This window comes from Cryptosporangium arvum DSM 44712, from assembly GCF_000585375.1.
In the GTDB taxonomy this organism is placed as follows: domain Bacteria; phylum Actinomycetota; class Actinomycetes; order Mycobacteriales; family Cryptosporangiaceae; genus Cryptosporangium; species Cryptosporangium arvum.
Genome location: NZ_KK073874.1, coordinates 3,116,458 through 3,139,972, shown reverse-complemented (window position 1 = coordinate 3,139,972; position 23,515 = coordinate 3,116,458). Strand labels below are relative to the sequence as shown.

Annotated in this window: 29 protein-coding genes and 1 pseudogene; 17 read left to right on the top strand and 13 right to left on the bottom strand. The window is 73.1% G+C overall.

All coding sequences use genetic code 11. The features are described 5' to 3' along the window. The first annotated feature begins 16 nt into the window (after nucleotides 1–16). Nucleotides 17–1,726: a sensor histidine kinase gene (locus CRYAR_RS43055; protein ID WP_051570214.1), complete on the top strand. Its 1,710-nt coding sequence runs from the start codon at nucleotides 17–19 to the stop codon at nucleotides 1,724–1,726. Between the two features lie 99 nt (nucleotides 1,727–1,825). Here the strand turns inward: CRYAR_RS43055 and CRYAR_RS14645 are convergent, their stop codons facing one another. Both CRYAR_RS14645 and CRYAR_RS14640 read right to left on the bottom strand, forming a co-directional pair. Continuing rightward, nucleotides 1,826–2,458 (bottom strand): DUF998 domain-containing protein, encoded by a 633-nt coding sequence (locus tag CRYAR_RS14645; RefSeq protein WP_063725713.1) that lies wholly within the window; start codon nucleotides 2,456–2,458, stop codon nucleotides 1,826–1,828. Nucleotides 2,459–2,464: 6 nt separating this feature from the next. Then, complete coding sequence (locus CRYAR_RS14640) at nucleotides 2,465–3,217, bottom strand: class I SAM-dependent methyltransferase (RefSeq protein ID WP_035851310.1); 753 nt, start codon at nucleotides 3,215–3,217, stop codon at nucleotides 2,465–2,467. A 161-nt stretch (nucleotides 3,218–3,378) separates the two neighbouring features. Between CRYAR_RS14640 and CRYAR_RS14635 the strand changes: the two genes are divergently transcribed. Then, nucleotides 3,379–3,786: an STAS domain-containing protein gene (locus CRYAR_RS14635; protein ID WP_157017673.1), complete on the top strand. Its 408-nt coding sequence runs from the start codon at nucleotides 3,379–3,381 to the stop codon at nucleotides 3,784–3,786. Here the strand turns inward: CRYAR_RS14635 and CRYAR_RS14630 are convergent. Further along, a complete protein-coding gene (locus tag CRYAR_RS14630; RefSeq protein ID WP_035851307.1) occupies nucleotides 3,783–4,397 on the bottom strand; it encodes a DUF1345 domain-containing protein in 615 nt (204 codons plus the stop codon). The two genes, CRYAR_RS14635 and CRYAR_RS14630, sit on opposite strands and share 4 nt — an antisense overlap. 123 nt (nucleotides 4,398–4,520) lie before the next feature. Here CRYAR_RS14630 and CRYAR_RS14625 point away from each other — a divergent pair, with 123 nt between their 5' ends. Further along, nucleotides 4,521–4,826 carry a hypothetical protein gene (locus CRYAR_RS14625; RefSeq protein WP_035851305.1) on the top strand — a complete coding sequence of 102 codons (306 nt, stop codon included), beginning with the start codon at nucleotides 4,521–4,523 and terminating at the stop codon, nucleotides 4,824–4,826. A gap of 10 nt (nucleotides 4,827–4,836) precedes the next feature. Here the strand turns inward: CRYAR_RS14625 and CRYAR_RS14620 are convergent, their stop codons facing one another. Beyond that, the gene (locus CRYAR_RS14620; protein ID WP_169745029.1) at nucleotides 4,837–5,412 is read right to left on the bottom strand and encodes a TetR family transcriptional regulator; all 576 of its coding nucleotides are present in this window, start codon (nucleotides 5,410–5,412) and stop codon (nucleotides 4,837–4,839) included. Nucleotides 5,413–5,485: 73 nt separating this feature from the next. On the opposite strand from CRYAR_RS14620, the gene CRYAR_RS14615 reads away from it, so the two are divergent. From CRYAR_RS14615 to CRYAR_RS14600, 4 genes are all read left to right on the top strand, one after another. Next, complete coding sequence (locus CRYAR_RS14615) at nucleotides 5,486–6,337, top strand: SDR family NAD(P)-dependent oxidoreductase (protein ID WP_035851303.1); 852 nt, start codon at nucleotides 5,486–5,488, stop codon at nucleotides 6,335–6,337. Continuing rightward, complete coding sequence (locus tag CRYAR_RS14610; protein ID WP_035851301.1) at nucleotides 6,334–7,146, top strand: mycofactocin-coupled SDR family oxidoreductase; 813 nt, start codon at nucleotides 6,334–6,336, stop codon at nucleotides 7,144–7,146. Before CRYAR_RS14615 ends, CRYAR_RS14610 begins: the two co-directional genes overlap by 4 nt. Nucleotides 7,147–7,250: 104 nt before the next feature. Then, complete coding sequence (locus CRYAR_RS14605; RefSeq protein WP_035851299.1) at nucleotides 7,251–8,486, top strand: endonuclease/exonuclease/phosphatase family protein; 1,236 nt, start codon at nucleotides 7,251–7,253, stop codon at nucleotides 8,484–8,486. After that, a complete protein-coding gene (locus CRYAR_RS14600) occupies nucleotides 8,483–9,295 on the top strand; it encodes an aminoglycoside phosphotransferase family protein (RefSeq protein ID WP_211247451.1) in 813 nt (270 codons plus the stop codon). Before CRYAR_RS14605 ends, CRYAR_RS14600 begins: the two co-directional genes overlap by 4 nt. Nucleotides 9,296–9,299: 4 nt before the next feature. Here CRYAR_RS14600 and CRYAR_RS14595 read toward each other — a convergent pair whose 3' ends face one another. After that, nucleotides 9,300–10,727: an RNB domain-containing ribonuclease gene (locus CRYAR_RS14595; RefSeq protein WP_211247450.1), complete on the bottom strand. Its 1,428-nt coding sequence runs from the start codon at nucleotides 10,725–10,727 to the stop codon at nucleotides 9,300–9,302. Between the two features lie 216 nt (nucleotides 10,728–10,943). On the opposite strand from CRYAR_RS14595, the gene CRYAR_RS47010 reads away from it, so the two are divergent. Together CRYAR_RS47010 and CRYAR_RS14590 are read left to right on the top strand one after the other, a co-directional pair. Continuing rightward, nucleotides 10,944–11,120 carry a hypothetical protein gene (locus CRYAR_RS47010; RefSeq protein ID WP_157017671.1) on the top strand — a complete coding sequence of 59 codons (177 nt, stop codon included), beginning with the start codon at nucleotides 10,944–10,946 and terminating at the stop codon, nucleotides 11,118–11,120. 24 nt (nucleotides 11,121–11,144) lie between these two features. Further along, entirely contained in the window at nucleotides 11,145–11,780 is a 636-nt protein-coding gene (locus CRYAR_RS14590; RefSeq protein WP_035851297.1) for a hypothetical protein, read from the top strand. On the opposite strand, the gene CRYAR_RS14585 is transcribed toward CRYAR_RS14590, so the two are convergent. Beyond that, entirely contained in the window at nucleotides 11,777–12,127 is a 351-nt protein-coding gene (locus CRYAR_RS14585; RefSeq protein ID WP_035862458.1) for a DUF6204 family protein, read from the bottom strand. The genes CRYAR_RS14590 and CRYAR_RS14585 overlap by 4 nt on opposite strands. Before the next feature lie 50 nt (nucleotides 12,128–12,177). On the opposite strand from CRYAR_RS14585, the gene CRYAR_RS14580 reads away from it, so the two are divergent. Further along, complete coding sequence (locus tag CRYAR_RS14580; protein WP_245620456.1) at nucleotides 12,178–13,161, top strand: LLM class flavin-dependent oxidoreductase; 984 nt, start codon at nucleotides 12,178–12,180, stop codon at nucleotides 13,159–13,161. Here the strand turns inward: CRYAR_RS14580 and CRYAR_RS14575 are convergent. Continuing rightward, nucleotides 13,154–13,978, bottom strand: coding sequence for an SDR family NAD(P)-dependent oxidoreductase (locus tag CRYAR_RS14575; protein ID WP_035851293.1), 825 nt, complete (start codon nucleotides 13,976–13,978; stop codon nucleotides 13,154–13,156). The genes CRYAR_RS14580 and CRYAR_RS14575 overlap by 8 nt on opposite strands. Before the next feature lie 61 nt (nucleotides 13,979–14,039). On the opposite strand from CRYAR_RS14575, the gene CRYAR_RS14570 reads away from it, so the two are divergent. Continuing rightward, a complete protein-coding gene (locus CRYAR_RS14570) occupies nucleotides 14,040–14,945 on the top strand; it encodes an AraC family transcriptional regulator (protein ID WP_035862449.1) in 906 nt (301 codons plus the stop codon). Here the strand turns inward: CRYAR_RS14570 and CRYAR_RS14565 are convergent. Continuing rightward, nucleotides 14,890–15,702 (bottom strand): endonuclease/exonuclease/phosphatase family protein, encoded by an 813-nt coding sequence (locus tag CRYAR_RS14565; RefSeq protein WP_035851291.1) that lies wholly within the window; start codon nucleotides 15,700–15,702, stop codon nucleotides 14,890–14,892. The two genes, CRYAR_RS14570 and CRYAR_RS14565, sit on opposite strands and share 56 nt — an antisense overlap. A gap of 190 nt (nucleotides 15,703–15,892) precedes the next feature. On the opposite strand from CRYAR_RS14565, the gene CRYAR_RS47005 reads away from it, so the two are divergent. Continuing rightward, nucleotides 15,893–16,072 carry a hypothetical protein gene (locus tag CRYAR_RS47005; RefSeq protein ID WP_157017669.1) on the top strand — a complete coding sequence of 60 codons (180 nt, stop codon included), beginning with the start codon at nucleotides 15,893–15,895 and terminating at the stop codon, nucleotides 16,070–16,072. A gap of 56 nt (nucleotides 16,073–16,128) precedes the next feature. Here CRYAR_RS47005 and CRYAR_RS14560 read toward each other — a convergent pair whose 3' ends face one another. Then, nucleotides 16,129–16,902: a sigma 54 modulation/S30EA ribosomal C-terminal domain-containing protein gene (locus CRYAR_RS14560; RefSeq protein ID WP_169745028.1), complete on the bottom strand. Its 774-nt coding sequence runs from the start codon at nucleotides 16,900–16,902 to the stop codon at nucleotides 16,129–16,131. A 90-nt stretch (nucleotides 16,903–16,992) separates the two neighbouring features. Continuing rightward, on the bottom strand, nucleotides 16,993–17,391 hold the full coding sequence (locus CRYAR_RS14555; RefSeq protein ID WP_157017667.1) for a DUF6314 family protein: 399 nt from the start codon (nucleotides 17,389–17,391) through the stop codon (nucleotides 16,993–16,995). A gap of 85 nt (nucleotides 17,392–17,476) precedes the next feature. Between CRYAR_RS14555 and CRYAR_RS14550 the strand changes: the two genes are divergently transcribed. Then, nucleotides 17,477–17,881, top strand: a complete 405-nt coding sequence (locus CRYAR_RS14550; RefSeq protein ID WP_157017664.1) for a hypothetical protein — start codon at nucleotides 17,477–17,479, stop codon at nucleotides 17,879–17,881. Here CRYAR_RS14550 and CRYAR_RS14545 read toward each other — a convergent pair. Then, complete coding sequence (locus CRYAR_RS14545; protein ID WP_035851284.1) at nucleotides 17,872–18,726, bottom strand: NmrA family NAD(P)-binding protein; 855 nt, start codon at nucleotides 18,724–18,726, stop codon at nucleotides 17,872–17,874. The genes CRYAR_RS14550 and CRYAR_RS14545 overlap by 10 nt on opposite strands. Nucleotides 18,727–18,816: 90 nt before the next feature. Here CRYAR_RS14545 and CRYAR_RS48585 point away from each other — a divergent pair, with 90 nt between their 5' ends. Both CRYAR_RS48585 and CRYAR_RS51255 read left to right on the top strand, forming a co-directional pair. After that, on the top strand, nucleotides 18,817–19,500 hold the full coding sequence (locus CRYAR_RS48585; RefSeq protein WP_035851283.1) for a TetR/AcrR family transcriptional regulator: 684 nt from the start codon (nucleotides 18,817–18,819) through the stop codon (nucleotides 19,498–19,500). 4 nt (nucleotides 19,501–19,504) lie between these two features. Then, on the top strand, nucleotides 19,505–19,708 hold the full coding sequence (locus CRYAR_RS51255) for a hypothetical protein (protein WP_035851282.1): 204 nt from the start codon (nucleotides 19,505–19,507) through the stop codon (nucleotides 19,706–19,708). Here CRYAR_RS51255 and CRYAR_RS51250 read toward each other — a convergent pair. Further along, nucleotides 19,627–20,043, bottom strand: a pseudogene (locus CRYAR_RS51250) (class I SAM-dependent methyltransferase); the annotation flags it as partial. The gene CRYAR_RS51255 and the pseudogene CRYAR_RS51250 overlap by 82 nt on opposite strands. 130 nt (nucleotides 20,044–20,173) lie before the next feature. Beyond that, complete coding sequence (locus tag CRYAR_RS14530) at nucleotides 20,174–20,953, bottom strand: IclR family transcriptional regulator (protein WP_035851281.1); 780 nt, start codon at nucleotides 20,951–20,953, stop codon at nucleotides 20,174–20,176. A gap of 75 nt (nucleotides 20,954–21,028) precedes the next feature. On the opposite strand from CRYAR_RS14530, the gene CRYAR_RS43050 reads away from it, so the two are divergent. Next, entirely contained in the window at nucleotides 21,029–22,600 is a 1,572-nt protein-coding gene (locus CRYAR_RS43050) for a PP2C family protein-serine/threonine phosphatase (protein WP_051570208.1), read from the top strand. Further along, a complete protein-coding gene (locus CRYAR_RS14520) occupies nucleotides 22,579–23,463 on the top strand; it encodes an alpha/beta fold hydrolase (RefSeq protein WP_035851280.1) in 885 nt (294 codons plus the stop codon). Before CRYAR_RS43050 ends, CRYAR_RS14520 begins: the two co-directional genes overlap by 22 nt. Nucleotides 23,464–23,515 lie beyond the last annotated feature (52 nt).

The following is a 23,515-nucleotide window of genomic DNA, read 5'->3' as shown; positions in this document are numbered from 1 at the left end:
TCGGAGGAAACCCACGATGATGCGTGAAGACTCGGCCGTGGGGACCGGCCCGGTCGTCCGAGGAACCCGGCTGCGAACGTTCGACCCCAGCGCCTCCGAAGCCCTCGGCTCGACCGCGCACCACGTCGCCGTGCTGACCGCGATGGCCGCCGGCGCCGCCGCCGGCCTGGTCTACCTCGCCGACGGTGAGCGGCTCCGGATGGTCGGCGCCTGGGGGCTGCGCGACGGATGGCAGGTCCTCCAGGGGATCCCGGTGTCGGAGACCGTCGCCGGGCTGGTGCTCGCCCGCCGGAGCCCGATCGTCGTCGACGACGTGGGCCGGGACGGCCGGGTACCGCCGAGCTCCCCGATCTTCGACCACGGCGGCCGGGCCTACGCCGGCTACCCGATCGCCGACGGGGACGGCGAGACCGTCGGCGTGTGCGCGGCGATGGACTACCGCCCCCGCCACTGGGAGCCCCGGGAGCTGACCGGCATCGAGACCTCGGCGAAACTCTGCACGGCGCTGCTGCGTGACCTCGCGACCGAAGCCGAGGTCGGCCGCCGGCAGGGGCCGCTGGACGCGGCGCGCTTCCTGGACACCGAGCGGGCGGTCGGCCACGCGCTGGCCGAGGCGCTGGGCATCGAACAGGCCGGCCCGACCGTCCTGCGTGCGGTCTGCTCGTCGCTCGGCTGGTCGGCCGGAGAGCTGTGGCTGGCCGACGACGACACCGACGCCCTGCGCCCGGTGGCCACCTACCGCGACGGTGACCGCCCGGGCCTGCCGGTGCCGCCCCAGCTCGCCCGGGGCGCCGGCCTCGCGGGATCGGCCTGGGAGCTCAACGAGGTCGTCTGGGTGCGCGACCTGAACGGCATCGACGGCGCGACCATCCGCAGCGGGGTGGCGGTGCCGGTGCCGTTCAGCGGGAGCGCGCTCGGCGCCCTGTGCTTCTTCACCGACGTCGTCCGGGACGCCGAGAGCGCGGTCACGATCCTGCTCACCGGCATCGCCGGACAGGTCGCGCAGTTCCTGCAGCGCCGCCGGGCCGAGGACGCCGAACTCGCGCTGGCCCGGAGCAAGGACGAGTACCTGTTCCTGGTCGGCCACGAGCTGCGCACACCGCTGACGTCGATCGCCAGCTACACCGAGTTGCTGGTCGAGACGCCCGGCATGGACGCCGAGAACGTCCGGCTGCTCGGGGTCATCGACCGCAACACCAGCCGGCTGCGCCACATCATCGACGAGTTGCTCGACCTCGCCGCGCTCGACTCCGGCCACGCCGAGCTGGTGTGGGAGCGCCTGGAGCTGGCCACGATCGTCGAGGCCGCGCTGGCCGACACCCGGGCGGACGCCGACGAGGCCGGCGTCGCCCTGCGGGCCGAGCTGGAGCCGGGGCTGCACGTGGACGGGGACGGCGAGCGGATCCGCCAGGTGCTCGACCACCTGCTGCGCAACGCGGTGACGCACAGCCCGCGGGGCACCGTGACGGTCTCGACCGCCGGTTCGGCGACCGGAGCGGTGGACCTGGTCGTCGCCGACACCGGCGTCGGCATCCCGGACGACGAGGGTGTCGAGGTGCTGAGCCCGTTCTACCGCACGGTGCTCAGCCGGGAGCAGCAACTGCCGGGCGCCGGCCTCGGTCTCGCGCTCAGCCGCGCGATCGTCCAGGCGCACCGCGGGACGATCCGGCTCATGCCCAACCGGCCCCAGGGCACCCGGGCGGCGATCCGCCTGCCGAGGGCTTGATCTCCACCGAGGTTCGGTTTCCCCCGTCGAACCCGCGACGGAGGCCGCCTCGCGATCACCCCGGCCGGTGACGAGGCCCGGCTGACCCTCGCGGCCCGGTCACCCGAGATCCGCGCGGGAGGGCGCTGAGCGGGCCGCCCACCCGGCCAGCAGCAGCACGGTCGCCACCTCGGCCAGCCCGAGCAGGCGCTCCACCCCGCCGAGCGGGATCGCCCGCCACCAGCGCACGCCGGTCCACGGCTCGGACACCAGCGCCCACAGGATCGGCGTGAAGCAGAGGAACGACACGGCGCCGCCCACCGCGACCAGACGGGCGGCGTCGGAGTGCCGCAGGCGGGGCGCCGCGGCCAGCAGCGCGCCGGCCGGCAGGCTCAGGAACGCGAGCAGGCTCGCGACCCGGTGGATGTCGCCGTCGACCGAGGGGCCGACGGACCAGTCGTGCTTCTCGAACCAGACCACCCCGACCAGCCCGACCACCCAGAGCAGCAGTGCGACGCCGGCGCCGCGGGTCAGGAGGCCGGCGCGGTGCAGCGCCGCCACCACCGCCAGGGACCCGGCGGCCAGCAGCAGGGTCGCGGCGTCGAACAGCCAGCCGTTGGGCAGCAACGCGTACTGGCTGATCGTGCGGCGCGACCAGTCCAGTTCGGCCGATGGCGGCACCAGGTGCAGCACCCCGAAGAGCACGAGGGACACGCAGACGCAGGCGGCACCGGCCGGGGCGAGAAGTCTCATCGCCCCCTAGCGTGCCATCTGCGCCAGCAGCGAGAACGAGTTCGGCAGGCGGCCGCCCCAGGAGGCGGCGTCCACCCCGCCCATGCGCCAGAACGGCTCCGCGTACTCCTCCAGGTGCCGGATCCGCAGCCCCGCGGACACGATCGCGGTCACGGTCTCCCCCAGTGTGTGCTGGAACTGGACCGCGCCGTTGGCCGGGAACGTGTCGTCGGCGTGGCTCGCCGCGAAGTAGCTGCGGTCCGGCCGGACGCGTGGTTCGTCCTCGTCCCAGGTCCAGACCGAGAACGCCGGGTGCTCGTCGTAGACGAACAGGTGGCCGCCCGGCCGGAGCAGGCGGGCGACGTCGGCCGCCCACGCGCGCAGGTCCGGCATCCAGATCAGCGCGCCTTTGCCGGTGTAGACGAGGTCCGCGCCGGCGTCGGCGAGCGGAGCGCCCGGGAGCACGCCGACGACGTACCGGCACGCGACCCCGAGTTGGTCGGCGCGCCGCTGCGCGGCCCGCGCGGCGACCTCGCTGAAGTCCACCCCCACCACCGAGGCCGCCCCCGCGTTCACCAGCGCCACGTCGTCGGTGCCGTTACCGCTCTGCAGGTGGACGACGTCCGGCGCGCCGGCGAGCACGTCGCGCAGCAGGGCCCGCTCGAAGTCGTGCAGCGAGGAACCGTCGGCGGCCACCGCGAGCCACTCGTCGTGCTCCCGGACGTACTTCTCGGACGCCGCCTCCCAGGCCCGCCGGTTCGTCCGAGTCGTGGAGTCCATACCCCTCAGGGTGGCCGGGCGGTCAACCGAGTTCGACGTGAGGAAGCCGGCTCACGATCACCGGGCGGGTCCCGCGGCCGACGACGCCAAACTCACGGGACAGCACGTGAACGAGTGTCAAAGTACGCTGAGCACAGTCAGTCCTGGTACGGACTCGGCGCGTGACAGAACCCGGGGGATTCGTGGTGTACTCCAACTGGCGTACATTCCCGATCCCGGCCGCCGAACGGGCGGTCAGCGACCCCACCGGTACCTTGCGGGCTCGGCTGAGCTCGCAGTACCGCTGCATGGTGTTCGTGCTCGAGGGCGAGATCGACGCTCGTACCGCCCCCTGGCTCACCGAACAACTTCTCGGTGCTTGCCGTGAGCGGACCGGCGACGCGCTGGTGCTGGTGTTGCGGCACCTGTCGTTCTTCGGCGCCGCCGGTCTGCAGTGTCTGAACACCGTGGCCGAGACGGCCGCCCGGCGTGACGTGCGGGTGTCCCTCTGGGATCCCCCGCCGTTCGCCCGCCGGGTGCTGCGGGCCGGTGACCTGCACCCGTCGGTGCTGGTCGAGCCACCGGCCTAGCCGGTGATGACGCTGACCGCGATACCGATCGTCGCGGTGTTGTAGATGAACGACAGGACGCTGTGGGAGAGCACCTGCAGGCGGATCGGGCTGGTGCGGGTCTCGACGTCGGACACCGAGAACGTGGTGCCGATCGTGAACGAGAAGTAGGCGAACTCGACGTAGGTGGGCTTGTCGATGTTCGGGAACGTCAGCGGCGGGTTGGCCGGGTCGGCGCCGAAGAACGTCTTCGCGTACCGCTCGGCGTAGCCGAAGTGCAGGATCGCCCAGGCGAGGATCACGCACGGCAGCCCGACGGCCGACGCCAGCCACTTGGCTTCACCATCGCCGCTGGTCGCGATGGTGATGCCGGTGCCGATGCCGATGATGCTGGTGAGCACGGTGAAGGCCAGGCCGATGCGTCCGCCGAGGCTGCGGGAGAGCCAGACGTCGTCCCCGCGGCGGTTGCTGCGCCGTAACCGGTACATGCGGGTGGCCAGGTAGAAGACCGCGACGCAGTCCCAGAGGGAGATCCAGAGGATCGTGTCCTCGGCGGCGATCGTCACCAGGCCGATCACGAGGAGCAGCGCCTCGATCGCACGGGAGAAAAGGTAGGTGGCCTTGCTGGTCATCGGTGTCCTTCGAGACGGAGGGGGAACGCCAACGACCCTAGGGACGCCCGGCCCGGTCACTCGTCCTCCACGAGGCCGAACCGGTCCTCTATCGATGGATAGAGGACGGGTACGGTCGTTTCCATGCGTATTCCGACGGCGGCGATCACGGCAGGTTCTCTCATCGGTGGCTGGCAGGTCGCCCGCCGAACCGGGGTCCGGCCCCTCGGCGGGGTCGTCCTCGTGGTGGGTGGCGCGCTGGCGGGCCGGGAGTGGGCCCGGCGGACCAGCCCGGCGATCACCGGGGCGCTGGTCGCGACCTACGTCGGGGCGTTCGGCCTCTCGCACCCGCTGGCCAAGCGGATCGGCGGCTGGCCGTCCGTGCTCACGGTCTCCGCGCTCACCGCGACGGCGAGCTACCTGGCGTCCGACCGCCGCGCCGAGGACTGAGCGGCAGCTCTCACTCCGGCAGTACCCCGCGGGTGAGCAGGCGGAGGCACCGTTCCAGGTAGGGCCGCGGCTCGCCGCCGTGGGCGACCCAGGATTCGACCGCCAGCCGGTTGGCGGTGACGACGCTCGCGCCGGCGTAACGCACGACGACCTCGTCGGCGCCCGGCTCGAGGTGGGGTGCGAGGGCCGGCCCGAGCGCGATCGCGCACTCCTCGTGGGCGCGCAGCCACACCGGCGTCAGCTCCGGCGTCGTGACCGTCAGCCGGGTGACGTCGTTGTCGAGCGGGGTCCTGGGCTCGGCGAGCACCCGCTCCAGCGCGTCGCACAGCCCCTCGACCAGCGGGCTCCCGACGGGTAGCGCCGCCACCTGGGCCACGTAGTACAGCAGCCCGGCACGCATCGTGGGGCCCAGCGCGTCGGCCTTGGACGGGAAGTAGCGATGGAACGTACGCGCGGACACCCCGGCGGCGTCCGCGATGTCCTGCACGGTGGTGGCGGCGAAGCCACGCCGGACGAAAAGCTCGGCCGCGACGTCGGAGAGCTCCAGCAGCGTGGCCTGCCGCCGTCGTTCGGTCAGCGTCTCCACGCTCGTCACCCTACTTGAATGTCAGATTCCGTCATGCTGTCAGAATCTGACACAACTGCGCTACCGTGCGGGTATGCGTTTACGAGACAAAGTTGTCGTCATCACCGGCGCCGGCTCCGGGCTGGGACGCGAGTCCGCGCTCCTGTTCGCGGCCGAAGGCGCCCGGGTCGTCGTCACCGACCTGATCGAGGCCCGCGCGGAGAAGGTCGCCGCCGAGGTGGGCGCGGCCGGCGGCCAGGCCGTCCCGCTCCGGGCCGACGTGCGGATCGAGACCGACATGGTGGCCGCGGTCGCGCTCGCGACCGGCACCTGGGGCCGGCTGGACGTCCTGTTCGCCAACGCGGGCATCGGCGAGGTCGGCTTCGGCACGGTCGCGTTCGAGGACCTCACGCTGGAGAACTGGAACGCCGTCCAGGCGACGAACCTCACCGGCGTCTTCCTCGCCGCCAAGGCCGCCGTCCCGGTGTTCAAGGCCCAGGGCGGCGGCAACGTCGTCGTCACCAGCTCGGCGTCGTCGTTCGCGGCGTACCCGCACTTCATCAGCTACACCGCGTCCAAGCACGGCGTGAACGGCCTGGTGAAGGTGCTCTCGCTGGAGCTGGGCCGGTTCGGCATCCGGGTCAACGCGCTCTGCCCGACGCACGGCATGTCCGCGAACCTCGCGCTGGCGCCCGATGCCGAGGTGCTCGGCCGCTCCTACGAGGAGCTGCGGGCCTGGGACAAGGACGCCGCCGCGATGCCGCTGCGCCTCGACCGCCCCCCGGTGCTGCGCGACAACGCGAACCTGGCGCTGTTCCTCGCGTCGGACGAATCGCAGTACATGTCCGGGGTGTGCGTTCCGGCGACGGACGGCGGCACGCTCGCCCGCGTCGCCATCGTCTTTCCCGAAGACGTGGGCGGCGAAGGCCTGGGGGTGACGGTATGAGCCGCCTGGCCGGCAAGGTCGCGTTCGTCACCGGGGCCGCGCGGGGCCAAGGGCGGGCCGAGGCGCTCGCGCTGGCCGCCGAGGGGGCCGACGTCGTCGTCACCGACGTGTGTGCCGCTCCGACCCGCACCGACTACCCGGCCGCCACCCCGGAGGACCTCGCCGAGACCGTCCGGCAGGTCGAGGCGCTCGACCGGCGGGTGGTGTCCGGCATCGCCGACGTCCGCGACGCCGGCGCGCTCGAGGACCTGGTCGCCCGGGGTGTGGCCGAGCTCGGGCGGCTCGACGTCGTCGTGGCGAACGCGGGGATCGTCACCTGGGGACGGCTCTGGGAGATGGACCTCGACCGCTGGCGCGACATGATCGACATCAACCTCACCGGCGTGTTCCACACGCTGCGGGCCTCGATCCCGCCGATGATCGCGGCCGGGAACGGCGGGTCGATCATCATCACGAGCTCGGTCGCCGGCATCAAGTCGCTGCCCGGGCAGGCGCATTACAGCGCCGCGAAGCACGGTGTCGTGGGGCTCGCGAAGTCCGCCGCCGCGGAGCTCGCGCCGTACCGGATCCGGGTCAACACGATCCACCCGTGGGGCGTGGCGACCGCGATGGGCGAGATGGGGGCCGACGGGGCGAAGGTGTTCGCCGACAACCCGTCGTACGCCGCGTCCATGGGGCAGCTGCTCTTCGACCCGCCGATCTCGCAGCCCTCGGACATCGCGGCCGGAGTCGTCTACCTGGCCAGCGACGACGCGCGGGTGGTGACCGGTACGCAACTGACGCTCGACCACGGCGCGACGAAGGTCTGACCCCGTACGGGGTGGCCTCGTGCGATCGCGCCGGTTGAACTGTCGGCGACGGATCGGGCGAAGCCGCCCCGGACGGACGCGGCGTCCGGTATCGAGAGTGCGTGATGAAGCGAGTTCTTACGGTAGCCGCGGTGTGCGCGGCGATCATCGGTACGTCACCCGCCGGTGCGGTCGCCCACGACGAGCGTGCGGTCCGCTTCGCGACCTACAACCTGTCCCTCAACCGGCCCACCGAAGGACTGTTGCGCGAGCACCTCGCCGACCCGGGTGTCGACGACGTCTACCGGCGCCAGGCGCACAACGTCGCCGAGGTCATCCAGCGCACGCACCCGGACGTCGTGCTGATCAACGAGTTCGACTACGACCCCGAGGCCGCGCGGCTGTTCGCCGAGAACTTCCTCGCGGTGCCGCAGAACGGCGCGCCGGCGCAGCGCTACCCGTACCGCTTCGTGGCACCGTCGAACACCGGGATCTCCTCCGGCTTCGACCTGAACAACGACGGCGTGACCGGCACGACGCCGGGCGAGGCGGCCTACGGCGACGACTCGTGGGGCTTCGGCCAGTTTCCGGGCCAGTACGGGATGGTCGTCTACTCGAAGTTCCCGATCGACTCTCGCGCCGTGCGGACGTTCCAGCGGTTCAAGTGGAAAGATATGCCCGGTAACGCGATACCGACGGACTTCTACTCGCCCGAGGAACAGGCGGCGCTGCGATTGTCGTCGAAGAGCCACTGGGACGTGCCGATCGCCGTCGGCCGTAAGACCGTGCATTTCCTGGTGTCGCACCCGACGCCGCCGACGTTCGACGGTCCGGAGGACCGCAACGGCCGGCGGAACCACGACGAGATCCGGTTCTGGGCCGACTACGTGACGCCGGCACGAGCGTCCTACGTGTACGACGACAAGGGCCGTCGCGGCGGTCTGCATCCGGGGCAGACGTTCGTGATCGCCGGCGACCAGAACGCCGACCCGGACGACGGTGACTCGTACCGGAACGCGGCCCGGCAGCTCACCGGGCACCCACTGATCGACGCCCGCTCGTTCCCCTCCAGCGCGGGTGCGGTGGAGGCAGCGAGACTCCAGGGCGGCGCGAACACCACCCAGAAGGGCGACCCGCGCTTCGACACGGCGGACTTCGCCGACACCGCTCCGGGCAACCTGCACGCCGACTACGTGCTGCCCCGGGTCGGGACACCGATCCTGCGTTCAGGCGTGTTCTGGCCGGTGCGCTCGGATCCGCTGTCCCGCCTGACCGGGGTGTTCGACCCGCAGTGGTCGGCGGTCAACGGTTTCCCGACGTCCGATCACCGCCTGGTCTGGGCGGACCTGGGGCTGCGTTGACGGCGACGTACACCGCCGGCGGCCCGGGAGGTTCCGGGCCGTCCGCCCCGTCGTTCCTGCAGGACGATCCGCACCGGCCGGTCGTGCGTATCGGCGACACCGTGCGGCGGCCGTTGCACGCCTGGTCGGCGACCGTGCACGAGCTCCTGCTGCACCTGGAGGCGGTCGGGTTCCCGTACTCGCCGCGGTTCCTGGGCATCGACGCCGACGGGCGCGAGGTGCTGACGTACCTCGACGGTGAGTCCGGCGGCGCGGCCTGGCACCGCGTGGTCGCCGACGCCGGCCTGGTCGCGATGGCGCGGCTGCTGCGCGAGTACCACGACGCGGTGCGTGACTTCCGGCCCGCCGCGCCCGCCGGCTGGGCCGCCGACGACGGCACGTTCGAGGTCGGGGAACTGGTCTGCCACGGCGACTTCGGCCCCTGGAACCTCGTCTGGCGCGGGGACCGGCCGATCGGGATCCTCGACTGGGACTACGTCTACCCGGGGCCGCCCGTGCACGACGTCGCGTACGCGCTGGAGTACGTGGCGCCGTTCCGCGACGACCGCTACAGCTGCGAGTCGCTGCACCACCCGGTGCCACCCGACCGGCGCCGACGCCTCGAGACGTTCGCCGGTGGCTACGGGCTGACGACCGTCGACGGCCTGGTCGACGAGGTCATCGAGCAGCAGCGCAACGTGTGGCGCCGGGCCCGCCAGCTCGCCGCCGAGGGACGGCAGCCGCAGCTGGCCTGGCAGGAGAGCGGCGTGCTGGACCTGGCCGGCGAACGCCTGGCCTGGAGCCGCGCGAACCGCCACCTGTTCGGCTAGGTGCTCAGGCGCGGCCGAAGCGGACGCGGCGGGTCGTCGGGTCGGCCTCCAGGAGACGGACCCGGAGCCGCGACCCCGCCCGCAGCCCCGGCCCCGCGCACTTCGCCCACACCGGCGGATCGTCGAGCGCCACCGTGCCGCTCTTGCCTTCGCCGGAGACGTCGACGACGGCCGCGTCGAACTCCTCGCCGATCCGTTCGGCGAGGAGCACGGCCTCGGTGAGGTCGACGACCGCGCGCTCGAACTCCCCGGCGCGGCGGGTCGCTCCGGCCATCGTGGTCGGCAGGCCGGGCAGCGCCTCCAGCACCCAGGTCGGCACCGGGGCGCCCGCGGCGACCGCCAGGCACACCTCGGTGGCGTACCGGTCGGCCAGGCGACGCAGCGGCGCGGTGACGTGCGCGTACGGCGCGCCGACCCCGGCGTGGAACGGCTGCTCCGGCACCCCGCCGATGAACGGCGTGTAGCCCGAGCCGCGCAGCAGCGTCGCCGCCACGTCGAGGAACGCGGCACCACGTGGGTCGGCCGCGTCGACGCTCGCGACCACGCGCCCCGGCGACGCACCGGACGGCCACTCGATACCGAGTCCGGGCGCCACCGCCCGGACCCGCTCGACGTCGGCGGGCCCGGCGGGCGGCAACGTGCGTAGCAGGCCGACGCCCGCGTCGAGCATCATCGCCGCCGCGCACTCCCCGGTCAGCAGCGAGACCTGCGCGTTGTGCCGCTCGGCCGGGGTCTGCGCACGCAGCACGAGCCGCCATCCGCCGTCGCCGGTGCGCTCGACCTCCTGCTCGGGCACGTCGAGGTCGATGCCGCCGCGTTCCAGGACCCGCTCCGCGCGGACCGTGCCGAACGCCTCCAGCGCGGTCAGCGCCTCCGGTCGCGCACCCGCCTCGACCTCCGGATAGGACAGCTGCTGCCGGCTGCGGACGGTGGCCCGCTCGATGCGGACGTCGAGCGGCGTGGCGTCGGCGGCCAGCCGCACCGTCCACACCACCGCCGGGCGCACCTGATCGGGCAGCAGGCTGGCCGCGCCCTCGCTGAGCACCGGCGGGTGCAGCGGGATCCGGCCGTCGGGCAGGTAGAGCGTCACCCCGCGGCCGGTGGTCTCCCGGTCGAGCGCACCGCCGGGCCGGACGAACGCGGCGACGTCGGCGATCGCGTAGCGCAGCAGGAAACCGTCGCCGTCGGGGACGAGGTGCAGCGCCTGGTCGAGGTCGCGTGAGCCGGGCGGGTCGACGGTGACGAACGGGACGTCGGTGAGGTCGGTGCGGGTGGACTCGGCCGGAGCGGCCGCCGCCTCGGCGAGCGCCTCCGGCGAGAATTCCGGTGGCGTGCCCAGCTCGGAGCGGATCGCGCCGAAGTCGATCGCGGGTGCCCGCAGCCGCCGCATGGGCGATCCGGTCACGGTCCAGGCCTGCTCGCCAGCCTCCATCGCCCGGACGCTATCAGCCCACCCCGACACCCCCGCGTCAAGGCTGAACGTTCTCTCATAAACATCGGTTGTCCGTGACCACCACCTGATAATCAGTCCAGGAACGACACCGCGAACCTGCCGGTTTCCTAATGGACATAAGCCCTGCCCAGGAGGCATCTACGAGCTGATCCAGACGGGGGCCGATCGGCCGTGCCGCGTGGCAGCGTCGAAGGCATGCGGAGCTCTTTCGTCACGACACGCGCAATTACCACGATCGTTGTCAGCATCATTCTCGGGGTCGTGCTCTATCAGTTCTCGGGCGATCCCCGGATGTCGCTGTTCGTATTCCTGGCGACCGCTTTCTGCGGATACATGTACACGATGATCAGCGTCGCCACGCGGGAGGAGTGAACCGTCATCCAACCACCGTCACGGGTGGTCGACGCCCAGAATCAGGGCTGGCGTCTGGCCACCACCACCGGCCGCTACGCGGCCGACTTCGGAGTTCCCCGCGGTCTGCGCGCCGCGGTCAGCTACTCCGAGCTCGCCGCGACCCGCGGCCCGATCCGGCCGGTCGTCCCGGCTCCCGACGCCGATCGCGACGCTTTGCTGCGCGCGTTCCGAGCCGCCGGGCCGAGAGCGGCGCTGTCGCTGCTCGTCGCGTTGCAGCAGGTCTTCCGCGCCGCCGCCGACGGCGGGACCGAGTACGACAGCGCACGACGGACGCTGATCGCGGGCTCCGAGGAGTCGTGGGAGGCCGCCCACCTGACGATGCTGCTGGGGCGCACGGCTCCGGGCGGGTCGATCGATTCGCCGACGGTCGGCACGATCGTGGGCGTCCTGTGCCCGTGGGTCACCCGGCCGGACGTGTACGTCGAGGTCGCGCAGACCCTCTCGGCGGTGTTCGCGTCGTTCCTCGACGAGGACGTCGACGGGCGCCCGCGCGGGTGGAGCGGAGCGGCCGACGCCTCGCTCCAGCCCGGCTCGGCCGCGTTCGAGACCAACGGTGGACGCCTGCTCTACAGCTGGCTGGCCGCCCGGTCCCGCCGCTCGAGACTGGCCGGCGGCTAGCGACCCGCTTCGCGGCGGCCGCGCTTGCCGAGCGGGGCCATCGACAGGTCCTCCGCGGTCGAGCGCAGGTTCTTGTAGCCGTATCCCCGCTCGGTGAGCCACGCCGCGGCTTTCTCCTCGGCCAGCTCGGTGGCGACCAGGATGTCCTCCTCGTCGTCACCGGTGTCGGAGAACCGGAACGTGAACGCGGGCCGCGCCGCGACGTCGTACGTCAGCGTGCCCTCGGGGGTGAAGGCGGCGGTGAACACGTCGTGCTCGGCCGCTCGGGCCTGGAGCGCGGCGCGCTGCTCGGCGTCGAGGCCGTCGAAGACACCCCGGACGGTGATGCGAAAGGTACGAGTACTCACCACCTCACCCCACCACCGCCGTCCACCGAATTCCGGGGTTGAATAGCGGTGTGCCTATCAACAAACTGGGCTTTCTGACGATCGGGCTGTTCGACGGGGCGGATCCGCGCCCCGGCCACGAATCGACGCTCGAGATCATCCAGCTGGGCGAGCAGCTCGGCTTCGACAGCGCCTGGGTGCGGCACCGGCACCTGCAGTACGGCATCTCCTCGCCGGTGGCGGTGCTGGCGGCGGCCTCGCAGCGCACCAGCCGCATCCACCTCGGCACCGCGGTGATCCCGCTGGGCTGGGAGAACCCGCTGCGGCTGGCCGAGGACCTGGCCACCGTCGACCTCCTTTCCGGTGGGCGGCTCGAGCCGGGCGTCAGCGTCGGCCCGCCGATGCACTACGACCGGGTGAAGCCCGCGCTCTACCCCGACACCGAGGAGGACTTCAGCTACGAGCGGGTGGCGCGGCTGCTGCGCTTCGTCCGGGGCGAGACGGTCACCGACGCCGGCGTCGAGGGCTTCGAGGTGTTCTCGAACCGGATCGAGCCGCACTCCCCCGGGCTCGGCGGCCGGATGTGGTACGGCGGCGCGAGCCTCCGCTCGGCCCGGTGGGCCGGCGAGAACGGGATGAACTTCCTGACCAGCAGCGTGGTGAAGGCTGAGGAGTCGGAGGACTTCGCACAGATCCAGCTCTCGCACATCCGGACGTTCCGGGCGGCGAACCCGGGCGGCCGCGTCTCCCAGGGCCTGGTCGTGATCCCCACCGACAGCGCGTCGGCCGAGCAGCGCGCCAAGTACGAGGCGTACGTCGAGGCGCGGACCCCGCGGACGACGACCCCGCAGGGCCCGGCCCGGATGCTGTTCGCCCGCGACCTGGTCGGCCCGTCGAGCCAGATCGCCGAGCAGCTCGCCGCCCACGCGGCCTTCCCCGAGGTGAGCGAGGTGGCGTTCGCGCTGCCGTTCAGCTTCGACCACGAGGACTACGTGCAGATCCTCACCGACATCGCCGGGACACTGGGCCCGGCGCTGGGCTGGACCCCTACCTGAGGACGGTGTCCTCGCCGAGGCGCCAGAGCCGGTCGGCGGCCTCCGGGTCGCTCGCGAACGGCTCCGGCGCGACCTCGTGGCCGTCCTCGTAGTAGCCGCCGGTCGTCGTCGCGGTCGCCAGCAGCAGCGAGGTGGCCGCGGCCTGCTCGGGAGTGCGGTAGTAGTCCGGGGTGACGAGATTGCCGGCCTCGTCCATCGCGCCGAAGGCGCGCATCGTGTCGTCGTCCAGATGCCGTTGCAGTTCGGTGTGGACGTAGCCGGGGTTGACGGCGTTCGCGACGATCCCGTCGGCGGCCCAGCGGCCGGCGGCCCCCACCGTGAACAGCAGCGTCGCGGTCTTCGACTGCGCGTACGCCAGGAACGGCTCGTAGCGACGCCGGGCGAACTGCGGGTCGTCGAAGTCGAACGGTCCGTTCCGGTACGCGCCGGAGCTGACGACGACGAGGCGCGCGTCGCCGGCCGCGGCCAGGTGCGGGTGCAGACCGAGCGCCAGCGCGAAGTGCCCGAGGTAGTTCGTGGCCAGCTGCAGTTCCCAGCCCTGGGGGGAGAGCTGCCGGGTCGGCAGGGCCATGACGCCGGCGTTGGCGACGAGGACGTCGAGCGGGCCGTCCCAGGTGAAGCCGGCGACCGAGTCGAGGTCGGCGAGGTCGAGCGCACGGACGTGGACGTTGTCGGCGCGCAGGGCGTCGGCGCGGCGGGGATCGCGGGTGGCGATCGTGACGTCGGCGCCGGCGGTGACGAGAGCACGGACGGTGGCGGCACCGATGCCGGAGGCACCGCCGGTGACGAGGGCGCGGCGGCCGTTCAAGGTGGTCATGGTTCCAGCATCGCTCGGTATTCTGGACTTAACAGTATCGATCGACCGGAGTTTGTTCGTGATCGTCCAGGATCCGTTGGAAGGCGTGCTCACTCTGCTCGACGCCCGCGGCCACGTGTCGGCCGGGCTGACCGCCGGGGGGCGGTGGGCGGTGGCGTTCGCCGCGCCGGACGGCGTGAAGTTCAACGTCGTCCGCGAGGGGCAGTGCTGGTTGCGGGTCGGGGACGAGACCGTCCGGCTGACCGCCGGTGACTGTTACCTGCTGACGCGGCCGGTGCCGTACGTGCTGGCGTCCGACCTCGCGGCACCAGCGGTGCCGGCCGGGCCGGTGTTCGCCGCCGCGGCCGACGGGATGGCGCACACCGGCGAGGGCGCGGACGTGGTGCTGGTCGGCGGCCGGTTCTCGTTCGGAGACCGGGCCGGCGCCGTCCTGCTCGACGCGTTGCCGCCGGTGATCCACGTGCCCGGTGATCAGGCCGACGCCCTGCGCTGGGCGCTGGACGAGATCGGGAGCGAGCTCCGGTCACCGGCGCTGGGGGCGGCGCTGGTGGCCGAGCATCTGGCGGTCGTGCTGTTCGTCCGGATCCTGCGCTGGCACCTGGGGCGCGCCGACGCGGCCGTGACGGGCTGGCTCGCGGGGTTGACCGATCCGGTGGTGGCAGCCGCGCTGCGTGCCGTGCACGCCGCGCCCGCCGCCCCGTGGACCGTCGCCTCGCTGGCCGACGCGGCCTCGGTGTCGCGCTCGACGCTCGCCGAGCGGTTCACCGCGGTCGTCGGCCGGGCCCCGCTGGAGTACCTGACCGGCTGGCGGATGGAGCTGGCGTCGAACCGGCTGCGCCGCGGCGACGAGCCGGTGGCCGTGATCGCCCGGTCCGTGGGGTACGGGTCGGAGACCGCGTTCAGCACCGCGTTCAAACGGGTGGTGGGGGTGTCACCACGCGAGTACCGCCGCGGAGCGCGAGCGTGAGGCCGACGTGGTCGGACAGCACCTCGTCGGCGAACAGGGCGCGCGCGTCGTGGGCCTCGGCCGGTCCGTCGAGCAGGATGTAGTCGATGCGGTGGACGGTGGAGCCGCGCGGAAGGTACTCGGCGCGGAACGTCGTCAGGTCGGTGTGCTCGAACGGGTCGTGCCACGCGCCGTCCTCGGTCACGAACCGGTGGAGCGGCGAGCGGCTCGCGATGTTGAAGTCGCCGGTGAGCACGGTCTGCCGGGCCGGTCCCCGCTCCCGCACGAACGCGTGGAGCACCGCGAGCTGGTCGCGGTGGAACTGGTAGTAGCGGTTGCCCTCCGACCAGTCGCCGTCCTTGTTCGCGGTGAGGTGCGTGGTGACGATCAGGACGTCGTCGAGCGTCACCGCGAGCATGCCCTGCCGGCGGGCGTTGAGCGCGCGCCAGGCGCGGAACGACGGCGTGCTGGTGCGCGGGGCGGTGCCGGCGAACGAGCGGTAGCGCACCGGGCCGAGCGGGCGCCGCGAGAACGTCGCCACTCCCCCGGCCGGGCCGCCGCTCGCCGCCGCGTGCCACGCCACGTGCCGGAACGACGGCAGGTGCCGCTGCAACGCGCGCGCCGAGCGTCGGCCCCAGAGCTCCTGGACCGTGAACACGTCGACCTCGGACGCTTCGAGCGACCGGCCGATCCCGGCGGCCCGGTCCTCGATCGGCGGCAGCCGCGACAGCCAGGACGGCAGCCCGCAGACGTTCAGGGTCGCGATCCGGAGCGTCACGAGGGGCGCCCCTCCGCCGGGCGTCGTGTCATCCTCTCGAGCGTAGCGACGCGCCGCCGGAGCTGGCGCCGGAACCGGGCCGTCGCCGTCCCGGCCCGGGGTGGCGGCCGCCCGCACCAACCGCCGCGCGGGCCGAAGATCGACCCTGCGGCCGATCGGCCTGCAACTTCGCCGACGCACGTTGGGTCGTATGAGGTGCGTGTGCTGCGGCGAGTGGGCGATCGAGCCGGTGACGCTGGACGGCGTCCCCCGCCTCCGCCTGTCCTGCCGGGGGTACCTGGTGGGCTACTACACCGCCCCCGAGTCCCTGGCCGCCGAACTCCGCCGCCAGCACGGCCCCGGACTGGCCGACTTCCGGGCCGCCGCCTGACCGCTCGGCGCCCGTGATGCGGCTACGGGCTCGTGGCACGGCACCGTCGACCGCGCTCAGTCCAGCGTCACCAGGCCGTAGTCGCCGTCGCGGCGGACGTAGAGCACCGTGCCCCGGTCCGTCGCCACGTCGGTGAAGAACACGAACGGCGCTTCGCTGCGCGCCAGCCGGATCGCCGCCACCTCGACGCTCAGCCGCGGGGCGGGCTCGCGGTCGATCGACACCGCGACCGCCGGGCAGCGCTCGATCGGCGAGCGGCGCGCCTGCACCAGCCGGTAGCCGGTCGGGCCGGCCCGGTACACGACCGTGTCCTCGCCGCTGCCGCTGTCGTGGAACAACTCGAAGTCCCGGTCGAGCAGGTCCAGCACCCCGATCGCCTCGTCCACGCTGCACTCCCCCGACACCACGCCCGGCACCCGGATGCGTGGCGCGGCCGGCATCTGCGTGGCCGCGGGGCGGCGCTGCGCGTCGGCGCGCCGGTCGGAGTCCGAGCGGTCGAGCGCCGCGCGGAGCTCCTGCCGGAGTTCGTCCAGCCCCTCGTGGGCGGTGGTCGCCGTCGTGTGGACGCGGACCCGCGTGCCGTTCAGGTTGACGGTGGCGTAGGACGCGACCGGCCGCTCCAGCGACGGGTCGTCGTAGCGCACGATCCGCACGTCGGCGCGGAGCACCGGGCCGCGGTGGTCCCCGACCGCGGCCCGGATCGCCGTCCGGGCGTAGCGGGCGACGTCGGGCGCGAGCTTCCCGCCCAGCGTCACCCCGACCGCGAACCCGGGCGCCTCGCCGGCCTGCGGTTCGGACACCTCCAGCACCGGAACGTCTTGAGTAGTCATCGTCGACCTCCCTCGGTGTCCGGGCATCTTCGCCGCTCGGCCCGGTGGAGGCACAGCCGCCGCGCCGCGTCGCGACCGGGCCGTGATGAGTTAACGCGTGAAGCGCGTGACCAGCCGCTGGCGCTTGGCCGGGCCGTGCACGTCCCAGAGCGTCCGCAGGCGGTGGCCTCCGCGGTCCAGCGCGACCACCCCGTCGTAGGTGTCCCGGCCACACGGGTGGACGACCGGTGTGCCCGGCCGCCACGGGTGGAACGGCCGGCCGTCCTCGAACAACATCCACCACTCGCCGTCGAGCGGCTGCAGCAACGAGACGCGGTAGACCGGGAGCTCGGCCCCCTGCCAGCGCAGGACGCCACTCTCCGCGAACCGCACCCCCGACTCGAACGCCGTGACGACGAGCGCTCCGGCCACCGTTCCGTACGTCCCGGCCGACCGATCGACGACCCGCCGGGCCATCGTCCACTCACCGATCAGCGCGCGCGGTTCCACGCCGATCACGGTATCCCGGGATTCCGACCGTGCACCGACCTGCGAAACTCGGGGGAGGAAACCTGGGAGCGAGGGGACACGGTTCATGCGTGCAGTGGCGGCGATGGTCGCGCATTCAGCCCATGTGGAAGCCGGGCTGTTGTACGTGGAGGGCGCCGGCTGGGAGTGGGCCAAGCTCCCCGCGTTGCCCGCGACCGCGAACGTCACGTTCGCCGCCGTCTTCGGCGTCACGCCCGACGAGGTCGACCGCACCCCGGTGATCCGGATCGAGATCGAGGGGCCGACGAAAGCGCTCGGCCACGTCGATCACCACTTCGTCGTGAACACGATCCACCAGATCCCGGGGACGCCGATCCACGAGCCGCGGGTCATCGAACTCGCCGACCTCACGTTCGTCGAGTGGGGCCTGCACCGCCTCACCGCGGTCCGCGTCGAGGGCAGCGAGCGGCAGGAACTCGCCGTGGTCGAGTTCGCGATCGTTCAGGCCTGAAGCAGCCGCTCCAGGACGGTACGCACGCGGGTCGCGGGCCGGCCGAGCACCGTCTCCAGCGTCGGGTCGGTGACCGCGAACTCGCCCCGGCGGGCGGCGCGGAACATGCCGAGCATGAACTCGGCGGCGGCCGGCGGTAGCCCGCTGGCGGCGGCCCACTCCTCGTCGCTGACCACGACCCGGGTCACGGTGCGGCCGAGCACCTCGCCGACGACGGCGGCCACGCCCTCGAAGTCCAGCGCTTCGGGGGCGGTCAGCGGCGGCGTGGCGCCGTCGAAGAGGCCGTCGGTGGTCAGCGCGGCCACCGCGACGTCGGCCAGGTCGTCGTGCCAGGTCCAGGAGAACGGGCCGTCCGCTGGCAGCGCCAGCCGGCCGGTCTCCCGGACACCACCGAGGGTCAGGCCGATCGCCGTGGCGTAGTAGCCGTTGCGCAGCGCGGTGAACGGCACGCCGAGCCCGGCCAGGTGCTCCTCGGTGCGCGCGTGCGTCTGCGCCGCGCCGAACAGCGAGTCGCGGGACGCCGCCTGGTGGCTGGTGTAGAGGATCCGCTTCGCGCCGGCCGCCTTGGCCGCGTCGAGCGCGGCGGTGTTCGCGGCGACCGCCTCGTCGGCGCCGCGGATCGCGGCCGAGACGACGAGCACCTGCTCGGCGCCCTCGAACGCGTCGCGCAGCGAGGCCGGGTCGGTGAAGTCCGCGCCGCGGACCCGGACGCCGCGCTCGGCGAGCGCGCCGGCCTTCGCCGGTTCACGCACGCTGACCGCGACGCGCTCGGCCGGCACCTGCCGCAGCAGCCGCTCGACGATCCGCGATCCGAGCTGGCCGGTGGCTCCGGTGATGACGAACATGGCTGACTCCCTGGTTGTTTCCAGTGCTACGCAAATGACGTTAGCACTGGTTCGATTCCAGCGCTAACGTCGATTTGTTATCGTTGATAGGTGACCGGAAGAGACCAGATCGTCGAAGCCGCGGCCAAGCTCCTGCGCGAGCAGGGGGTCCGCGCGGTGACCACCCGCGCCGTGGCCGAGGCCGCCGACGTCCAGGCGCCCACGATCTACCGGCTGTTCGGCGACAAGGAGGGGCTCGTCGACGCGGTCGCCGAACACGTGATGGCCACCTACGTCGCGGAGAAGGTGCGGCAGGACGTCGACGACGACCCGGTCGCCGACCTCCGCTCCGGCTGGCACGCCCAGATCCGGTTCGGCCTGGCCAACCCCGGCCTCTATGCGCTGCTCTACGCCCGGGAGCGCAGCACCCCGTCACCGGCGCTGGCCGCGGGCATCGAGAAGCTGCGCGGCAAGATCCGCGCGCTGGCCACCGCCGGGCTGCTGCGCGTCGACGAGGACCGCGCGGTGTGGATCATCCACTCGGCCGGTACCGGCACGGTGCTGACGCTGCTCGGCCAACCCGCCGACCAGCGCGACGAGGGCCTCGCCGACGCGATGTTCGACGCGGTCGCCGGCCGCATCCTCAGCGCCCGGCCGGCGGCGGCCGACGACTCGCTGCGCACGGTCGCGGTCACGTTCGGCACGCGGATCGGCGAACTGCCTGCCCTCACCGACGCCGAGCGGACGCTGATGAGCGAATGGCTCAGCCGCTCGCTGGCCGCCGCCCGACCGTGAGCAGGTGCGAGGTGGCCCCGAACTGGCTCTCGTCCTGTTCGACCACGCGTACCGGGTGGCGCCGGGCAGCCCCGCCGCGGCGAACTCGTCGCGGATCTCGTCGGCGGTGTGGAAGTACGCGAGCGTGAGCAGCTCCTCGGCCAGCCCGTCGTGCACCCCGGTGGCGACCTCGACCTCGACGAGGTGCCGCACCGCCGGGCGCGCGTAGCGGTCGGGGGCCACCGCGTCCCACAGCCCGGCGTGCCGCGCGATCGTCGCCGCCACCACGACCCCGCCCGGCGCGGTGACGCGCACGGCCTCACGCAGGGCCGCGATCCGGTCGGCCCGGTCGGTCAGGTGGTAGAGCGGGCCGAGCAGGAGCGTCGCCGCGTACGCGCCGGCCGGCTCGTCCAGGCGCCGGGCGTCGCCCCGCACGGCGTCGACGCCGGGGATCGACGCGGCGTGCGCCACGTGCGACGGGAGCGGGTCGACGAGCCGGACCGGGTGGCCGTCGGCCGCCAGCCAGCGGGCGTGGACCCCGGTGGCGCCGCCGACGTCGAGCACCGGGCCCGGCGGCAGCACCCGCCGGAGAATGTCCTGCGTGCGCAGGAACTCCAGCCGCCCGTTCCCGGCGTCGAGCCGGGTCAGCTCCCCGCCGCGCTCGTAGTAGGTGCGTATCGCCGCGTCCACGGGTTCAGACTGGCCCCCGTGACCAAGCCGTTTTGCCGAGCTCGCGGCCGAGGGCGGACGCGGCGACCATCAGGACGGCCGCGAGCCGGCGCAGCTCCGGTCCGGTCGCGGTACCCGGGTCGTCCGGGCCGCCCGCGACCACGGCGAGCGACGCCAGCGTGGTGCGGAGCGGCCCCGGGACGCCGACCGCGATCGACCAGGTGCCGGGCGTGGCCTCCCCGGCGCTGTACGCGTACCCGCGGGAGCGCACCTCGGCCAGGTCGCGGCGCAGCGCCGCCGGGTCGGTGACCGTGTGCGGGGTCAGCCGCTCCGGCGCGGCCAGCGCGGCCTCGACGACCTCCGGGGCCGCCGCGGCCAGCAGCGCCTTTCCCGCGGCCGTCGCGTGCAGCGGCAACCGGCGCCCGACCTTGCTCTCCAGCGGCACCGACGCGCGGCTCCAAATCCGCTCGATGTACAGCGAGTGCCCGCCGTCGCGGATCGCCAGGTGCACGTTCTCGCCGGTCGCGCGGTGGACGTCCTCGAGGTACGGCATCGCGATCTCACGTAGCTCGCCGTGGATCGGGGCCAGCAGCGCGAGCTGCCAGATCCGCCGCCCGACGACGTAGGCGCCATCGGGCTCGCGGTCGAGGGCGCCCCACTCCTCGAGTTCGGCGACCAGCCGGTGGGCGGTGCTCAGCGGCAGGCCGCCCCGCCGGGCGAGCGCGGACAGCCGGAGCCGCGGATGCTCGGCGTCGAACGCACCGAGCAGGCGCAACGCCCGCGACGTGACGGCTCGACCCTGCATGCACGCATACTCCCAGGCCCGACACGGCGCCCCCGAAACCGGCGAACACCTGTCCCACTAGTTACAGTTCGCCGCGTGCGAGACCTCTTCGATGCCGCCGGCGCCCTGCGTGACGCCTACCGCGGCGTCGACTGGGCCGCGACGCCGCTCGGGCCGGTCGAGTCCTGGAGCCCGACGCTGCGCAGCACGGTCGACCTCGCGCTGAACAGCCGGTTCCCGGTGACGCTGCTGTGGGGACCCACGTACGTGCTCGTCTACAACGAGGCCTACGTGCAGCTGATCGGCGACAAGCACCCCGGCGCGCTGGGCCGGTCCGCGATCGACGTGTTCGGCGAGATCTGGGACACGATCGGGCCGCTGCTCGACTCGGTCGCGACCGGCCGGGGCACCACCTGGGCCGAGAACCAGCTGCTGATGATGGACCGGCACGGGTTCGCCGAGGAAACGTACTTCACCTACTCGTACTCCGCGGTGTACGGCCCCGACGACACGATCGAGGGGGTCATCGACATCGCGTCGGAGACGACCCACGAGCTGGTCGACCGCCGCCGGCTGGCGCTGCTCAGCCGGCTCTCCGACCGGCTCGGCCACCTCGAGCACCCGCAGGAGCTCGACGCGGTGGCGCTCGGCGTGCTGCGTGAGAGCCCGGCCGACTTCCCGGACGTCGCGATCCGGGTCCCGGGCTCGTTGCCGCCCGGCCAGGACTTCGCGCTGGAGCCCGGACCGGTCGCTCACCTGCGGCTGAGCACCGAGCCCGACGCCACGTTCGTCGCCCGGCTCAGCCCGCACCTCCCGCTCGACGAGCGATACCTCGGGTTCGTCCGGCTGATCGGGACGGCGCTGTCGCAGGCGCTCAGCCGGGCCCGCCAGCGTGACGCCGAGCGTCGCACCGCGGAGCTCGAACGGCGGATGTCCGAGAGCCTGCAGCGCAGCCTGCTCACGCCGCCGCCGAAGCCCGACGGCCTGGACATCGCGGTGCGCTACCGCTCCGCGCTGGAGCAGGCCCAGGTCGGCGGCGACTGGTACGACGCGTTCGAACTCCCCGACGGCCGGTTGACGATGGCGGTCGGCGACGTCACCGGGCACGACATGGACGCCGCCGCGCTCATGGGTCAGCTGCGCAACCTCCTGCGCGGCATCTCGTACACGCTGCGCCACTTCCCGTCCCGGGTGCTCGCCGCCCTCGACGACGCCCTGCACGGGCTGCACGTCGGCGCATTCGCCACGGTCGTGCTCGCGCACGTCGAGCGGGAAGGGCCGCAGGGCCGGCGGGAGGTGCGCTGGACGAACGCCGGGCACCCGCCGCCCGCGCTCGTCACCGCCGACGGGACCGTCACGCTCCTCTACACCCGGCCGGAACTGCTGATCGGTGTGCACCCGAACGCGGCGCGCTCGGACCACACGATCGTGCTTGAACCCGGTTCCAGTCTCGTGTTCTACACCGACGGCCTGGTGGAGCGGCGCGGCCAGTCCCTCGACGACGGGCTCGGCCGTCTGGTCGACACGCTGGCCGGGCGGCCGCACCGGACCGCCGACGAACTGTGTGACCACCTTCTGGAGGCCTTCGGACCGACGAGTGAGGACGACGTCGTCCTCGCGGTGCTGCGGGTGCATACTCTCGAACAGTGGACGAATTCTCGATCCTGACCGAGGCCGCCGACGAGCTCGGGGTCGGGCCCGAACGCGTCCCGCGCGTCACCCGCAGCGCGATTGAAACTTCGCCCGGACGGCACGTCAGCGTCCTCACCTGGGGCGACTCCGAGCCGGAACTGGTGTTCCTGCACGGCGGCGGCCAGAACGCGCACACCTGGGACCTGGTCGCGCTGTTACTGGGCCGCCCGGCGATCGCCATCGACCTGCCCGGCCACGGGCATTCGTCCTGGCGGGACGACCGGGACTACGGGCCGGTGCGCAACGCGCACGCCGTGGCGACGGTGGTCGAGCGGCGCGCTCCGGACGCCGCCGCGGTGATCGGCATGTCGCTGGGCGCGCTGACCACGGTGCGGCTCGCGGCCGCCCGGCCCGACCTGGTGCGCCGGGCGATGCTCGTGGACGCGACCCCGGGGTCACGCGACGCCTACGCCCGGATGACCGACCGGGAGCGGGGCGCGGTGGCGCTGACCCGGGGGCCGCGGACGTTCGACACGCTCGAGGAGATGGTGGACGCCGCCGTGGCCGCCTCGCCCCGGCGGCCGGCCTCCGCGGTCCGGCGGGGCGTCGTCCACAACACCCGGCAGTTGCCCGACGGCCGGTGGACGTGGCGCTACGACCGCTCCGACCCGACGCTCACCGACGCCGGCGCGCTGCTCTGGGACGACCTGGCCACGCTGACGATGCCGACGATGCTCGTCCGGGGTGGCGAGTCGGCGTTCGTCACCGACGCCGACGCCCGGGAGGCGCAGCGGCGGTTGCCGACGCTGCGGATCGCGGTGGTGGAGGGCGCCGGGCACGCGGTGCAGAGCGACCGCCCGGCCGAAATGGCGTCGCTGATCCGGGAGTTCGTCGGGTAGCGTGCCGCGCATGCACACAGGTGTCGCCTCGATGAGGCTCCGCATCCGCCGC

Excerpts from the sequence above, each read along its gene's own strand:
- CRYAR_RS47005 (WP_157017669.1), top strand. The coding sequence starts at position 15,893 with ATGAGGTGCGTGTGCTGCGGCGAGTGGGCGATCGAGCCGGTGACGCTG.
- CRYAR_RS14645 (WP_063725713.1), bottom strand. The coding sequence starts at position 2,458 with ATGAGACTTCTCGCCCCGGCCGGTGCCGCCTGCGTCTGCGTGTCCCTC.
- CRYAR_RS43055 (WP_051570214.1), top strand. The coding sequence starts at position 17 with ATGATGCGTGAAGACTCGGCCGTGGGGACCGGCCCGGTCGTCCGAGGA.
- CRYAR_RS14545 (WP_035851284.1), bottom strand. The coding sequence starts at position 18,726 with ATGTTCGTCATCACCGGAGCCACCGGCCAGCTCGGATCGCGGATCGTC.
- CRYAR_RS14550 (WP_157017664.1), top strand. The coding sequence starts at position 17,477 with ATGCGTGCAGTGGCGGCGATGGTCGCGCATTCAGCCCATGTGGAAGCC.
- CRYAR_RS14640 (WP_035851310.1), bottom strand. The coding sequence starts at position 3,217 with ATGGACTCCACGACTCGGACGAACCGGCGGGCCTGGGAGGCGGCGTCC.
- CRYAR_RS14625 (WP_035851305.1), top strand. The coding sequence starts at position 4,521 with ATGCGTATTCCGACGGCGGCGATCACGGCAGGTTCTCTCATCGGTGGC.
- CRYAR_RS14530 (WP_035851281.1), bottom strand. The coding sequence starts at position 20,953 with ATGCAGGGTCGAGCCGTCACGTCGCGGGCGTTGCGCCTGCTCGGTGCG.
- CRYAR_RS14595 (WP_211247450.1), bottom strand. The coding sequence starts at position 10,727 with ATGGAGGCTGGCGAGCAGGCCTGGACCGTGACCGGATCGCCCATGCGG.
- CRYAR_RS14605 (WP_035851299.1), top strand. The coding sequence starts at position 7,251 with ATGAAGCGAGTTCTTACGGTAGCCGCGGTGTGCGCGGCGATCATCGGT.
- CRYAR_RS14615 (WP_035851303.1), top strand. The coding sequence starts at position 5,486 with ATGCGTTTACGAGACAAAGTTGTCGTCATCACCGGCGCCGGCTCCGGG.
- CRYAR_RS14630 (WP_035851307.1), bottom strand. The coding sequence starts at position 4,397 with ATGACCAGCAAGGCCACCTACCTTTTCTCCCGTGCGATCGAGGCGCTG.
- CRYAR_RS14610 (WP_035851301.1), top strand. The coding sequence starts at position 6,334 with ATGAGCCGCCTGGCCGGCAAGGTCGCGTTCGTCACCGGGGCCGCGCGG.
- CRYAR_RS47010 (WP_157017671.1), top strand. The coding sequence starts at position 10,944 with ATGCGGAGCTCTTTCGTCACGACACGCGCAATTACCACGATCGTTGTC.
- CRYAR_RS14575 (WP_035851293.1), bottom strand. The coding sequence starts at position 13,978 with ATGACCACCTTGAACGGCCGCCGCGCCCTCGTCACCGGCGGTGCCTCC.
- CRYAR_RS14560 (WP_169745028.1), bottom strand. The coding sequence starts at position 16,902 with ATGACTACTCAAGACGTTCCGGTGCTGGAGGTGTCCGAACCGCAGGCC.